This window comes from Candidatus Blochmannia vicinus, from assembly GCA_030020825.1.
GTDB classification, from domain to species: Bacteria; Pseudomonadota; Gammaproteobacteria; order Enterobacterales; family Enterobacteriaceae; genus Blochmanniella; species Blochmanniella vicinus_A.
In genome coordinates, this window is the sequence record CP125213.1 from 215,925 (window position 1) to 228,346 (window position 12,422).

The following is a 12,422-nucleotide window of genomic DNA, read 5'->3' on the forward strand; positions in this document are numbered from 1 at the left end:
TAAATTGTATTATATCGTATATAATAATCAAATATATAAATTTCTTTAACTATTATTAATAATAAATATATTCTCATTTGGGTTGTGTAATTTATTTGAAACATAGTTAAGCAACTTATTATTTATTATATTATGATTTCTGCCGCCATATACAGTTTTTATTCATTTCCTGTATACGATCTAAATATTCTTCATGGGCTAATTTTTCTTGTTCATCAGCATAAACAATTTTTAATGATGTTGTACTAGTGCTAATGTATTTTATGTTGTTATTTAATTGGGTTATATTATTAATTTTGTTATTTGACATATTTGCTATTTTCATAAATTCCATTTTTGTTTGTTCTCCGCTCATGGATAAGAATACGTTAGCTAAAATTCGTGCATCAATTAATGCGCTATGTAGGTTTCGTCGTTTATCATTATTAATGAAATAACGTTCGCATAATGCATCTAAATTATTACGTTGCCCTGGAAATTTTTTACGAGCTAATTTTAAGGTGTCAATTATAGTACAATAAGATTCTATTTTTTTTTGGTTTTTATTACATATTTGTAACTCTTGATTAAGAAAACCTAGATCGAATGGAGCATTGTGAATAATTAATTCGCTATTGCTAATAAACATTAAAAATTCATTTATTATTTCTGAAAAAGTTGGTTTATCCTTTAAAAATTGATCGCTAATTCCGTGTATTTGAAAAGCTTCAATATCAACTCCTCGATTTGGTTTAAGGTACACATGAAATTTATTATCAGTTAAATGACGGTTGATGATTTCTACTGCACCAATCTCAATAATTCTATGGCCTTCATAATGAAGGCCAAATTTATTCATACCAGTGGTTTCGGTATCTAGAACAATTTGTCGTATAATATTAGTGCTCATATATTTTTTATTTGTGTCACACTAGTTTAATTTATAATTAATATTATAATATATCCTATATATGTATAAAAAAATAGAAATTTTTACTGATGGATCATGTCTTGGTAATCCAGGGCCAGGTGGTTGTGCTGCTATATTACGATATAAACAACATAAAAAAGAGTTTAGCATTGGATATCGTTTAACTACTAATAATCGTATGGAATTAATGGCAGCTATTATTGCGTTAGAATCACTTAAAAATCCATGTCAAATTATTTTAAATACTGATAGTCAATATTTGTTACATGGGATGACTCAATGGATTCATATATGGAAAAAACATCGTTGGAAAACTGCTGAAGAAAAATTAGTAAAAAATATTGATTTATGGCAACGTTTAGACATAGCGATAAAATCGCATTCCATTATGCAATGGAATTGGTTAAAAAGTCATACTGGCCATCCAGATAATGAACGGTGTGATCAATTAGCTCGATTAGCTGCTAAATATCCTCTAAATGAAGATTTTTATCAATAATAATAATATATTATGCAGCAATTTTTTTACCTATATAAATATATATTTTTTTGCATATGAAAAATTTTCATAAATTATATTATATATGTTATTTCTATTTTTAGTAGCATGATATATTTAAAAATAATTATTGAATTTTTATGGTGTATTATATTTGTACTTGACAAATTTAGTCCAAAATACTAAGAACTACAAATTCTATACATTTGTGTTTCTAAAAATTTTTAAAATATTTATTAGCTATTTATTAAATAACTACAATTAATTATGAATATTATTAGAGTCCCAGCATTAAATACTAATTATATTTGGATTCTATATAATTATAGAAATGAATGCATAGTTGTTGATCCTGGAGAAGCAATAGCAGTATTAAAAATTTTAAAAAGATTTCAATTTGTGTTACGGGCAATTCTATTAACTCATAATCATGCTGATCATGTCAATGGGGTGAGTACATTAATACAATATTTTCCAAAAACAATTATTTATGGCCCTGAGGAAACTAAAAATAGTTGTATTCATGTTGTAGTATCAGAAGGAGACGACTTTATATTATTACAGAAAAAATTCAGGGTATTTCATTTTCCTGGGCATACATTAGGGCACATAGGATTTTACAGTGCGCCTTGGTTATTTTGTGGTGATACCGTATTTTCTGCAGGTTGTGGTACATTTTGCGCGGGACTTGCGAAAAAGATGTATGAGTCTTTTATAAAAATTCAGAATTTTCCTTGTAATACTTTAATTTTTAGTGGGCATGAATACACATTACTTAATGTTAATTTTGCTATTTTTATGTTACCTCATGATCAGTTTATTATTAATTATCGTAATAAAGTTATTAAATTACGTGAAAAAAATAAATCCACTGTACCAACAACGGTAGGTTTAGAACTGAAAGTTAATCCTTTTTTTCGTTGTAGTAACGTAGATATAAGAAGATCACTGCATTTATCGTCTGATATTAAGGAAAAATGGCAGATTTTTTATGAATTGCGCAAAAAAAAAGATCTGTTTTAATTTTTTATTCTGGCATTTTTATAAAATATAGAAATAAACTGTATAAATCTACATATAATAGAAATTTTACTTATTTTTGTTCTCATTTTTCTATAAAATAGATCGTTATGATGTTGTAGTAACGTCTACATTTAGATAGAATATTTCTTCTTAAGAAATAAAAGAAAACCCGTGTTCTATAATAATGTTATTAATTGTGTATATTAAATTTGTAATAAAAACAATTTTTTCTTTTTTTATATTTTTCTAGTTTTTAATAAAAACTAGATTACCTAGAATAAATTCACTTGGCAGCCCCCTACTCTCGCATAGGGAAACCCCACACTACCATCGGTACTACGACATTTCACTTCTGAGTTCGGAATGGGATCAGGTGGTACTATCGCGCTAACGCCGCCAAGTTAGTTTCACAACTGATATACTATACAAATATTTTAATAACCACCACCACGAAATATTATATATTATTTTAAAGTTTTTATAAAGTAAAATATATTTAAATTCGTAAGATTTATTCTACAAGAATAAATCTTACGAATAAAGAATTTTTGCATACTATTTTTTATAAAAATTATATCACTACATATAAAGAGTAGATCTTAAATGATTTAATATAGGATCAACAGAAGGAAATACATCATGCCATAATAAAAATGCATGAGCTGCTTGTTCTACTAACATACCTAATCCGTCTGAGCAATAGTTTGATCCATATTTTTTACACCATGTTATGAATGATGTATCTTGTTTTTGGTAAAATAAATCGTAACATTTAGTTAAAGGAGTAATGATAGAAGGCGGGATTTTTGGAATAGCATTAATCATACTGCTAGTCGTAGCGTTAATAATTAAATTATATTTATTAGCATTATAACCTAATTCGCATAAAGGCATACATTCTATATTTTTATATCCTATATTATGGCAATAAAATGCTAATTGTTGGGCTGTATGAAATGTTCTGTTTACTATATATATGTCACATTCTGTTACTGTGGGTAATAATGCAAGAATAATTCCTTTTGAAGCGCCTCCAGCACCGATTAATAAAATATTTATTTTTGTAGATGTGTCGTCGTGGTGTGTTGTTGTAGTAATACAATTGTTTTCGTTGATCCAATTAAGACGTTTTAAATCACTAATAAATCCTACGCCATCGGTATTATCTCCTAATAAAATTTCATTTTTTAGTTTTTTAATTGTATTAACTGAACGAGCTATTTTAGCCCGTTCAGTTAATTGATGACATATAAAGTATGCGCGTTCTTTAAATGGAGCAGTAATATTTGCACCTAATCCATCTGATTTAAAAAAACTATATAATAGATTTTCAAAGTTATTTTGTGATACTAATTTTAAATCATATTCTTTTTTAATTCCGGTTTCATTTGCAAATAATGCGTAAATTTCAGCTGATTTACTATGCTCAATTGGATTACCAAAAACAGCAAAGGCACTCATTTATGTATCTCCTTAATAATAGAAATTATCCACGAATTAATTTATCAGTTATAATATCTCTAATTTCTGAAGGATTAGGTCTTCCAAGTACGTCTTCATACATGATGGGTATGTCATACCCAAATTGCTTGTATACCTCTGTGATAGTACGCGCAGGAGGTTGTCCAGATAGATTTGCGCTAGTAGACACCAAAGGTTTTCCAAAGGCTAAACAAAGATGCTGAATTGGTTCAAAGTAACTGATTCTTACTGCTAAGGAAGAAAATTGACCTGTTAGCCAATATGGACTATTCATTCTTGCTGGAAATACCCATGTCGTCGGTTTAGGCCAAATGGAAAAAGCTCGAGACCGTTGTTTTTCATTTAAGCAACTATCGTCAATATATTTTAGTAATTGTGTGTAATTGGCAGCAATTAAAATTAAACCTTTTTTCCATGATCTATTTTTTATTTTCAACAAAGTATGTATTGCAGATTTATTATCAGGATCACATCCTAATCCAAACACTGACTCTGTTGGATAAATAATTACTTTGCCTTGATATAGTTGCACAAGCAACTCTTTTATATTTGATGAAAAAAATATTTTTGTCATAGATTATTGTTTAGTAAAATAGCATATAGTATTCCTTAATCTAAATCGCTGTTTATAAGATACTTTTAAAGTTATTAATCAATTAATTTTTCTTAAGTTTATATATAAAATTATAATATTTCAAGTCTTGATATTTATATATTATATAGATATGATTTAATATCTTTATTACATATTTGTGTTGTAATATATTCAATATTCTATATATACTTATGTATATAATTATATTTAGTTACATGTATTTGATTCTTTAATTAGATTTTAAGTTCCAGAAGTTGAGTATTGCTAAAATTTTTTTAAAATAAATGAATATATATGTTTGGTCATAAATATGAAGATTTTATATTTTTTTTGAATTATATCCATAATTGATCAGATCATATACAATTTACCTAAAATTTAATTTTAATAATTTTTTATTTATGTCGATATTGGAAATATTGCGTTACCCTGATAAACGTCTCAGAAAAATTGCTAATCCTGTTATTACAGTCTCTGATGATACTAGGCAGATTGTAAATGATATGTTTGACACGATGTATTTTAATAAAGGTATTGGTTTAGCTGCAACACAAGTTAATATTCAACAACAAATTATTGTTATTGATCTTTACGTAAAAGATAAGCAACAGCTAGTTCTTATCAATCCTAATATTATAAAAAGAACAGGTATTATTTGTATGACTGAAAGTTGTTTGTCTATTCCTCAAATACATGAAATCATTCCTCGTTCAGAAAATGTAACAGTTCAGTCATTAGACCAAAATGGTAGTAAATTTGAAATAGAAGCAAATAATTTATTAGCAATTTGTATTCAACATGAAGTAGACCATTTATGTGGTAAGCTTTTTATTGATTATTTATCTCCACTAAAAATTAAAAAAATTTATAAAAAAATAAAAAAATTATCTTAAATATTAGAACGTATTTATTTTATTTTTAGTATATTATACATTATGGAACACATAAAATCATTACGTATTGCTTTTTTTGGAACTACAAATTTTGCGGTGTGGCACTTATATACGTTAGTTTATTTTTCTATACATCAAATAATAGCGATTTTTACTCAGGAAATACAGGTATCAAAACGTAGATCTTTTTTATCTTTACACGATATGGCAGAAAAGCACAATATATCGTTATTTCAATCTAATTTTTTATCCATTTCTGAAATGATTCACATTGTTAAAAAACTTAATGTGGATTTAATAGTGGTTGTATCTTATGGATTAATTTTACCTGAAGAAATATTGAATATACCGAGACTAGGGTGCATTAATGTACATGGTTCATTATTACCTCGTTGGCGTGGTCCAGCACCAATCCAACGTGCGTTAGAATATGGTGATAATATTACAGGTATAACTATTATACGAATGGATTTGGGTATTGACACTGGTGATATTTTACACATGATGCCTTGTAATATTTTACCAAAAGATACAAGTTATACCCTTTCTAATAGATTAGCAAAGATGGGATCCTCTATGTTACTAAAAGTATTGGATCAGATTATTTTAGGAACATATACGCTAATACCTCAAGATTCAACTTATGCTACATATGCACATAAATTAACTAAACAAGAAGCACGTATTGATTGGAAGTTATCAGCAAATCAATTAGAGCGATGTGTCCGTGCTTTTAATCCATGGCCAATTAGTTATTTTTTAGTAAAAAATTGTCGTATTAGAGTATGGAGCTCTGAAATAGGTAACCGAAATACGGTGGACTATTGTCATCATTCGTCATCATCTCTGCTACCTGGTACTATATTATCAATTAATCCATATGGTATTTATGTTGTTACTGGTTCTGGGATATTAATACTTACTATGTTACAAATGTCAGGTAAAAAAAGAACGTTGATACGTGATATCCTCAATGCATATAAAGAATGGTTTATACCTAATTCCATGTTAGAATAAAATGAATTATATAAATTCATAGTTTTGTTATGAGGTGTAGTATTTATTTTTAATTATTGTTTTATATTTTTTATTATTTTAGATCGTTCCACTAGTTCGATATATGCCATTGGAGCATTGTCTCCCTTACGTGATCTACATTTTAAAACACGAGTGTATCCTCCAGGACGATTAAAAAAATGTGGGCTGATTTGTGTAAATAATTTTGTAACAATGTTATTGTTTCTAATTTTAGAAAAAATTAAACGCCGGTTTGCAACTGTATCTATTTTACTGCACGTAATTAATGGTTCAATAATACGACGTAGAGCTTTGGCTTTAGATAAAGTAGTTTTTATAATTTGATAGGTTACCAATGAAATAACCATGTTCCGAAACATAGCCTTACGATGAGCACTGGTTTTATTTAATTTAGAGCCACTTTTTCGATGATGCATAATACATATTACCTCAATTATATTATAATGATAAATTATAAATATGTTAACCATCTAAAATATTTGTCGGAGGCCAATTTTCCAAACGCATTCCTAAAGATAATCCACGAGAAGCTAATACATCTTTTATCTCTGTTAATGATTTTTTTCCTAAGTTAGGAGTTTTTAATAACTCCACTTCTGTTCGTTGTACTAAATCACCAATATAATGAATAGATTCTGCTTTTAAACAATTAGCAGAGCGTACAGTCAGTTCTAAATCATCAACAAGACGTAATAAAATTGGATCGAATTCTGGTTTTTCTTCTTTATGTTCTGGTTGATGTATATCTTTCAAATCAATAAAAGCCACTAATTGTTCGGATAAAATTGTAGCTGCACGCCTAATTGCTTCTTCAGGTTCTATAGTGCCATTAGTTTCCATGTCAATAATTAGTTTATCTAAATCTGTACGTTGTTCAACACGAGCAGCTTCTACGTTATAAGAAATTCTTTCTACTGGACTATAACATGCGTCTAATAATAATCGACCAATTGGTAAGGTATCTGATTCAGGATTAAATCTAGAAGAAGCTGGGACATAACCTCTTCCCCGTTGTACTTTTATACGCATATTAATAGATGCGTTCTTATCGGTTATATGACATATAACATGATTTGGAGTAATAATTTTTACATTATTGGTATCATATGTAATATCGTTTGCGACCACAGGACCGATACCAGATTTTTTTAAAGTTAGAATAATGTGATCTTTTCCTTCAATTCTAATAGCTAATTTCTTTAGATTAAGTAAAATTTCTAAAATATCTTCTTGTATACCTTCTTTTGTAGTGTATTCGTGCAGTACTCCGTCAATTTCAACTTCTGTTATCGCATATCCAGGCATTGAGGAAAGTAAAATACGACGTAGGGCGTTTCCTAAAGTATGCCCAAATCCTCGTTCCAATGGTTCTAAAGTAACTTTGGAGTGAGTGTTAGTAATTTGTTCAATATCTACTAAACGTGGTTTTAAAAATTCTGTTGCAGAGTTCTGCATTGCTGCCTCTCTTTTATTATCTTACAATATTTGTTTATTTTGAATATAATTCCACAATCAGATGTTCATCGATATTTGCAGATAATTCGTTGCGTTCTGGATAACGTTTAAATATGCCTTGCAATTCAACAGGATCAATTTCAATCCATGCTAATTTTTCTCGTTGCTGCTCAGAAAGTTCTAAAGCAGCACGAATTCTGGATTGATTCCGTGATTTTTTACGGATCTTAATAATTGTATTAGGCATAACTTGATATGAAGCTATATTAACAATATGGTCATTAACCATAATGGATTTATGGCTTACTAATTGACGAGCTTCAGCACGTGTTGCTCCAAATCCCATACGATATATAATATTATCTAATCTACTTTCTAATAATTTCAGTAAATTTTCACCGGTGTTTCCTTTAATACGCGTAGCTTTTTTATAATAATTAGAAAATTGACGTTCTAAGATACCATACATACGTCTAACTTTTTGTTTTTCTCGTAACTGTATTCCATAATCTGACAACCGAGATTTACGTATATTATGTTGCCCTGGGGGTTGTTCAGGTTTACATTTGGAATCAATTGGACGAATTCCAGATTTTAAAAATAGGTCTGTTCCTTCACGACGACTGAGTTTAAGTTTAGGTCCTAAATATTTTGCCATATACTTGATTTCCTTGAAAATAACATTAGTGTGTCTTTTTAGACACGGCGTTTTTTGGAAGGACGGCAACCATTATGAGGGATCGGAGTAACATCAGTAATACTAGTGATATTGAATCCTGATGCGTTTAATGCTCGTACTGCAGATTCACGCCCTGGTCCAGGCCCTTTGACCATAACTTCTAAATTTTTTACTCCATATTCTTGCACTATTTCAGCACACCGTTCTGCTGCTATTTGTGCAGCGAATGGTGTGGATTTTCGAGATCCACGAAACCCAGAGCCGCCAGCTGTAGTCCATCCCAAAGTATTACCTTGTTTATCACTAATAGTGATTATAGTATTATTAAAAGATGCATGTATGTGTGCCACACCATCTAAAATTTGTTTTTTGAGTCGTCTGCGCGCTCGAAGATTGGATGATTTAATCATATGTGTTTTTATATTTCTTTTATTAAATTTACTTAAGTTATTTGTTTATTGATTTGCGAGGACCTTTACGGGTTCTTGCGTTTGTTCTAGTTCTTTGACCTCGTACTGGTAGATTACGACGATGTCGTAATCCGCGGTAAGTGCCAAGATCAATCAATCGTTTAATGTTTAGAGTTACCTCTCGGCGTAAATCTCCTTCTACGATATATTTGTCTACTGCATCACGTAATTTATCTATATAGACTTCAGATAATTTACACAGTTTCAAATTTTCATTTATTCCTATATTTGAACAAATTAATCGAGCACGAGATTTACCAATTCCGTAAATGGACATTAAAGCAATAACGGTATGTTTGTGATCAGGAATATTGATACCTGCTATACGTACCACTATTTATACTCCTAAAATTGATATTAATAAAAATTATCCTTGTCGTTGTTTGTGTTTTGGATCTATACGACAAACAACTCGAACGATGTTGTGTCTTTTTACAATTTCACAATGACGACAGAACTTTTTTACTGACGCACGTACTTTCATGATTTTTTCCTATATATAAAATAAAGTTTAAAAATTTTTTAATTAGTGATTAAAATGTTTCAGATTTGCTTTTTTTAGTACAGATTCATACTGACTAGACATCATTAAAGTTTGTATTTGCACCATAAAATCCATGATCACCACAACTACAATAAGTAAAGATGTACCTCCAAAATAAAAAGGGACTTTCATAGCAATTCTCATAAACTCTGGTACTAGACAAATAAATGTAACATATATCGCTCCAATGAAAGTTAAACGAATCATAATTTTATTGATATATTTTGATGTTTGTTCTCCTGGTCTAATTCCAGGAACAAATGCTCCAGATTTTTTTAAATTTTCGGCTGTTTCACGTGGATTAAATACTAAAGATGTGTAAAAAAAACAAAAAAACATAATAGCTGCTGCGTAAAGTAAAATATATAATGGTTGGCCTGGTTGTAGATATAAAGACATGATAGTTAACCATTGCCAACTGGTGCTGCTTCCAAACCAAGAAACAACGGTTCCTGGAAATAAGATTACACTGGAAGCAAAAATAGCAGGAATAACACCAGCCATATTTACTTTAAGCGGTAAGTGTGTGTTTTGAGCAGCATAAACACGCCGACCTTGCTGACGTTGAGCATAATGCACTAGAATTCGACGTTGTCCTCTCTCCATAAATACAACGAAAAAAGTAATACTAAATATTAAACAGACAACTAAAATTAATATGAAGAAATGTAATTCATCTTGTCTTACTTGTTCTATAGTATGGCCTATAGCTAGTGGTAATCCAGCGATTATTCCTGAAAAAATAATAACTGAAATTCCGTTTCCTATTCCTTTGTTAGTAATTTGATCACCTAACCACATTAAAAAAACAGTCCCACAAACAAGACTAATAATTGCAATACAATAAAAAGAAAATCCTGGATTAATCACTAATCCAGGTACACTAGGCAAACTAGTTACAATACCTACTGATTGTAATATTCCCAGTATTAAAGTACCATAACGAATATACTGGTTAATTAGTTTTCTTCCACTCTCTCCTTCTTTTTTAATTTCTATTAAAGCAGGATGTACCGCGGTTAATAGTTGCACAATAATTGAGGATGAAATATATGGCATAATTCCTAAACTAAAAATAGAAGCGCGGCTTAAGGATCCTCCAGAAAACATGTTAAACATTTCAATAATAGTGCCTTGTTGTTGTTCGATAATTTTTGATAAAACAATTAAATCTACTCCCGGGATTGGAATAAATGATCCTATACGGAAAATAATCAAAGCAGTAATCACAAATATAATTCTTCGTTTTAATTCGTACAACCCACCTTGTACACTTTTAAAAGTATATTTAGATTGCCATTTTTTAGTAACTATCATCATTAATTTTTTAATTACCTCTTATTTGTCCACCTACAGCTTGAATAGCAATTTGTGCTCCTTTGCTAATGCGCAAGCTACTATGTAGTATGATAGGACATTTTATTTCTCCAGACATTATAATTTTAACAAACTTAATTTTTTTCTTAATAATATTATGTTCTTTTAGTACATTCACGTCTATTATTTTGTTGGGAATACAGGATAAAGCAGATAATTTAATTTCTTGGGTAACCATAGATTTATGAGATATAAATCCAAATTTTGGTAACCTACGGTATAAAGGAGTTTGTCCGCCTTCAAATCCAAGACGTATTTTACCTCCAGAACGAGATTTTTGTCCTTTATGACCACGCCCTCCTGTTTTACCTAATCCAGATCCTATACCTCGGCCTACTCGTTTATTTAAACGTTTAGATCCTTTAGAAGGAGAAATAGTATTAAGATACATTATTTATTCCTCCACTTTAATCATGTAAGAAATTAAATTAATCATACCACGGATAGAAGGTGTATCAATCCTTTTAACAGTATTTCTGATATGGGATAATCCCAGTCCACGTAAAGTTGCTTTATGTTTTGGCAGGCACCCAATAGAACTTTTAGTTTGGGTCAATTTAATAGTTTTTAACATAATTATAATAACCTAAAATTTCTTTGATAGATTTACCCCTTTTTTCTGCAATCATTTGGGGAGATTTCATGTTTTGTAATGCATTCAGAGTTGCACGAACTATATTAATAGGATTTGTAGATCCATAAGCTTTTGCTAGCACATTATGTATTCCAACTACTTCTAAAATAGCACGCATTGTAGTTCCAGCGATAATTCCAGTTCCTTCAGAAGCAGGTTGCATGTAAATATGAGAACCTGTATACGTTCCTTTGACTACATGTTGTAAAGTTCCTTTATATAGGGAAACAATTATCATATTACGACGAGCTTTTTCCATTGATTTTTGAATAGCCGATGGAACTTCACGAGCTTTACCGTAACCAAATCCTACACGACCATTTGTATCGCCCACTACAGTTAATGCTGTAAAACTAAATACACGACCGCCTTTAACAGTTTTAGAGACTCGGTTTACTGTAATTAATTTTTCTTGCAATTCACCAGGCTGTTTATCGATATATTTCATGTTATTTTCCTTAATTTAAAATATCAGCCCAGCTTGTCTAGCGTGATTCGCTAACATTTGTACTCTACCATGATATTTAAATCCAGAACGATCAAAAGATACACTTGTAATATTTTTTTTTGTTGCACGTTCTGCAATAATTTTTCCTACTATAGCTGCAGCTTTTTTATTACTAGTTGTTTGCACTTGATTTGAAATTATTTTTTCCGTAGTAGAAGCTGTCACTAATACATTTGAGTTATCTTGTGAAATTATTTGCGCATAAATATGCTTACAAGTCCTATGTATTACTAATCTAGTTGCTCCTAATTTATATAATTTCTTTCGTACTTTTTTAGCTCTTTTAATACGAGCATCTTTTTTATTCATATTACA

At 29.8% G+C, this 12,422-nt stretch carries 17 protein-coding genes, 1 rRNA gene and 1 pseudogene; 4 read left to right on the forward strand and 15 right to left on the reverse strand.

What is annotated here, in order from left to right; genetic code table 11:
- Positions 1-130: 130 nt before the first annotated feature.
- Positions 131-889, reverse strand: coding sequence for a DNA polymerase III subunit epsilon (dnaQ, locus tag QMA81_00890; GenBank protein WHL24885.1), 759 nt, complete (start codon positions 887-889; stop codon positions 131-133).
- Positions 890-950: 61 nt separating this feature from the next.
- Here dnaQ and rnhA point away from each other — a divergent pair, with 61 nt between their 5' ends.
- Both rnhA and gloB read left to right on the forward strand, forming a co-directional pair.
- Positions 951-1,409 (forward strand): ribonuclease HI, encoded by a 459-nt coding sequence (gene rnhA / locus QMA81_00895; protein ID WHL24886.1) that lies wholly within the window; start codon positions 951-953, stop codon positions 1,407-1,409.
- Between the two features lie 267 nt (positions 1,410-1,676).
- Positions 1,677-2,432 (forward strand): hydroxyacylglutathione hydrolase, encoded by a 756-nt coding sequence (gene gloB, locus QMA81_00900; protein ID WHL24887.1) that lies wholly within the window; start codon positions 1,677-1,679, stop codon positions 2,430-2,432.
- A gap of 285 nt (positions 2,433-2,717) precedes the next feature.
- Here gloB and rrf read toward each other — a convergent pair.
- From rrf to QMA81_00915, 3 genes are all read right to left on the reverse strand, one after another.
- A 5S ribosomal RNA gene (gene rrf, locus QMA81_00905) occupies positions 2,718-2,833 on the reverse strand.
- A gap of 178 nt (positions 2,834-3,011) precedes the next feature.
- Positions 3,012-3,893 carry a shikimate dehydrogenase gene (aroE, locus tag QMA81_00910; protein WHL24888.1) on the reverse strand — a complete coding sequence of 294 codons (882 nt, stop codon included), beginning with the start codon at positions 3,891-3,893 and terminating at the stop codon, positions 3,012-3,014.
- A gap of 25 nt (positions 3,894-3,918) precedes the next feature.
- Positions 3,919-4,488 carry a Sua5/YciO/YrdC/YwlC family protein gene (locus QMA81_00915; GenBank protein ID WHL24889.1) on the reverse strand — a complete coding sequence of 190 codons (570 nt, stop codon included), beginning with the start codon at positions 4,486-4,488 and terminating at the stop codon, positions 3,919-3,921.
- Between the two features lie 422 nt (positions 4,489-4,910).
- On the opposite strand from QMA81_00915, the gene def reads away from it, so the two are divergent.
- Positions 4,911-5,402 (forward strand): peptide deformylase, encoded by a 492-nt coding sequence (gene def / locus QMA81_00920; protein WHL24890.1) that lies wholly within the window; start codon positions 4,911-4,913, stop codon positions 5,400-5,402.
- A gap of 42 nt (positions 5,403-5,444) precedes the next feature.
- Positions 5,445-6,419 (forward strand): methionyl-tRNA formyltransferase, encoded by a 975-nt coding sequence (gene fmt / locus QMA81_00925; GenBank protein WHL24891.1) that lies wholly within the window; start codon positions 5,445-5,447, stop codon positions 6,417-6,419.
- A gap of 53 nt (positions 6,420-6,472) precedes the next feature.
- Here the strand turns inward: fmt and rplQ are convergent, their stop codons facing one another.
- The 11 genes and pseudogenes from rplQ to rplR form a co-directional block, all read right to left on the reverse strand.
- On the reverse strand, positions 6,473-6,856 hold the full coding sequence (gene rplQ / locus QMA81_00930; protein WHL24892.1) for a 50S ribosomal protein L17: 384 nt from the start codon (positions 6,854-6,856) through the stop codon (positions 6,473-6,475).
- Between the two features lie 46 nt (positions 6,857-6,902).
- The gene (gene rpoA / locus QMA81_00935) at positions 6,903-7,895 is read right to left on the reverse strand and encodes a DNA-directed RNA polymerase subunit alpha (GenBank protein ID WHL24893.1); all 993 of its coding nucleotides are present in this window, start codon (positions 7,893-7,895) and stop codon (positions 6,903-6,905) included.
- Positions 7,896-7,929: 34 nt separating this feature from the next.
- Complete coding sequence (rpsD, locus tag QMA81_00940; protein ID WHL24894.1) at positions 7,930-8,553, reverse strand: 30S ribosomal protein S4; 624 nt, start codon at positions 8,551-8,553, stop codon at positions 7,930-7,932.
- A 38-nt stretch (positions 8,554-8,591) separates the two neighbouring features.
- A complete protein-coding gene (rpsK, locus tag QMA81_00945) occupies positions 8,592-8,984 on the reverse strand; it encodes a 30S ribosomal protein S11 (GenBank protein WHL24895.1) in 393 nt (130 codons plus the stop codon).
- Positions 8,985-9,021: 37 nt separating this feature from the next.
- Positions 9,022-9,378, reverse strand: a pseudogene (rpsM, locus tag QMA81_00950) (30S ribosomal protein S13).
- A gap of 33 nt (positions 9,379-9,411) precedes the next feature.
- The gene (gene rpmJ / locus QMA81_00955) at positions 9,412-9,528 is read right to left on the reverse strand and encodes a 50S ribosomal protein L36 (protein WHL24896.1); all 117 of its coding nucleotides are present in this window, start codon (positions 9,526-9,528) and stop codon (positions 9,412-9,414) included.
- A 42-nt stretch (positions 9,529-9,570) separates the two neighbouring features.
- A complete protein-coding gene (gene secY / locus QMA81_00960; protein WHL25297.1) occupies positions 9,571-10,905 on the reverse strand; it encodes a preprotein translocase subunit SecY in 1,335 nt (444 codons plus the stop codon).
- A 10-nt stretch (positions 10,906-10,915) separates the two neighbouring features.
- Complete coding sequence (rplO, locus tag QMA81_00965; protein ID WHL24897.1) at positions 10,916-11,356, reverse strand: 50S ribosomal protein L15; 441 nt, start codon at positions 11,354-11,356, stop codon at positions 10,916-10,918.
- A 3-nt stretch (positions 11,357-11,359) separates the two neighbouring features.
- The gene (gene rpmD, locus QMA81_00970; protein ID WHL24898.1) at positions 11,360-11,539 is read right to left on the reverse strand and encodes a 50S ribosomal protein L30; all 180 of its coding nucleotides are present in this window, start codon (positions 11,537-11,539) and stop codon (positions 11,360-11,362) included.
- Positions 11,523-12,047 carry a 30S ribosomal protein S5 gene (gene rpsE / locus QMA81_00975; GenBank protein WHL24899.1) on the reverse strand — a complete coding sequence of 175 codons (525 nt, stop codon included), beginning with the start codon at positions 12,045-12,047 and terminating at the stop codon, positions 11,523-11,525. The genes rpmD and rpsE overlap by 17 nt, the downstream gene beginning before the upstream one ends.
- A 15-nt stretch (positions 12,048-12,062) precedes the next feature.
- Positions 12,063-12,416 carry a 50S ribosomal protein L18 gene (gene rplR, locus QMA81_00980; GenBank protein WHL24900.1) on the reverse strand — a complete coding sequence of 118 codons (354 nt, stop codon included), beginning with the start codon at positions 12,414-12,416 and terminating at the stop codon, positions 12,063-12,065.
- Positions 12,417-12,422 lie beyond the last annotated feature (6 nt).

What these genes read in the sequence shown, in the direction of transcription:
- dnaQ (WHL24885.1), bottom strand. Translation starts at nt 889, where the DNA reads ATGAGCACTAATATTATACGACAAATTGTTCTAGATACCGAAACCACT.
- rnhA (WHL24886.1), top strand. Translation starts at nt 951, where the DNA reads ATGTATAAAAAAATAGAAATTTTTACTGATGGATCATGTCTTGGTAAT.
- gloB (WHL24887.1), top strand. Translation starts at nt 1,677, where the DNA reads ATGAATATTATTAGAGTCCCAGCATTAAATACTAATTATATTTGGATT.
- aroE (WHL24888.1), bottom strand. Translation starts at nt 3,893, where the DNA reads ATGAGTGCCTTTGCTGTTTTTGGTAATCCAATTGAGCATAGTAAATCA.
- QMA81_00915 (WHL24889.1), bottom strand. Translation starts at nt 4,488, where the DNA reads ATGACAAAAATATTTTTTTCATCAAATATAAAAGAGTTGCTTGTGCAA.
- def (WHL24890.1), top strand. Translation starts at nt 4,911, where the DNA reads ATGTCGATATTGGAAATATTGCGTTACCCTGATAAACGTCTCAGAAAA.
- fmt (WHL24891.1), top strand. Translation starts at nt 5,445, where the DNA reads ATGGAACACATAAAATCATTACGTATTGCTTTTTTTGGAACTACAAAT.
- rplQ (WHL24892.1), bottom strand. Translation starts at nt 6,856, where the DNA reads ATGCATCATCGAAAAAGTGGCTCTAAATTAAATAAAACCAGTGCTCAT.
- rpoA (WHL24893.1), bottom strand. Translation starts at nt 7,895, where the DNA reads ATGCAGAACTCTGCAACAGAATTTTTAAAACCACGTTTAGTAGATATT.
- rpsD (WHL24894.1), bottom strand. Translation starts at nt 8,553, where the DNA reads ATGGCAAAATATTTAGGACCTAAACTTAAACTCAGTCGTCGTGAAGGA.
- rpsK (WHL24895.1), bottom strand. Translation starts at nt 8,984, where the DNA reads ATGATTAAATCATCCAATCTTCGAGCGCGCAGACGACTCAAAAAACAA.
- rpmJ (WHL24896.1), bottom strand. Translation starts at nt 9,528, where the DNA reads ATGAAAGTACGTGCGTCAGTAAAAAAGTTCTGTCGTCATTGTGAAATT.
- secY (WHL25297.1), bottom strand. Translation starts at nt 10,905, where the DNA reads ATGATAGTTACTAAAAAATGGCAATCTAAATATACTTTTAAAAGTGTA.
- rplO (WHL24897.1), bottom strand. Translation starts at nt 11,356, where the DNA reads ATGTATCTTAATACTATTTCTCCTTCTAAAGGATCTAAACGTTTAAAT.
- rpmD (WHL24898.1), bottom strand. Translation starts at nt 11,539, where the DNA reads ATGTTAAAAACTATTAAATTGACCCAAACTAAAAGTTCTATTGGGTGC.
- rpsE (WHL24899.1), bottom strand. Translation starts at nt 12,047, where the DNA reads ATGAAATATATCGATAAACAGCCTGGTGAATTGCAAGAAAAATTAATT.
- rplR (WHL24900.1), bottom strand. Translation starts at nt 12,416, where the DNA reads ATGAATAAAAAAGATGCTCGTATTAAAAGAGCTAAAAAAGTACGAAAG.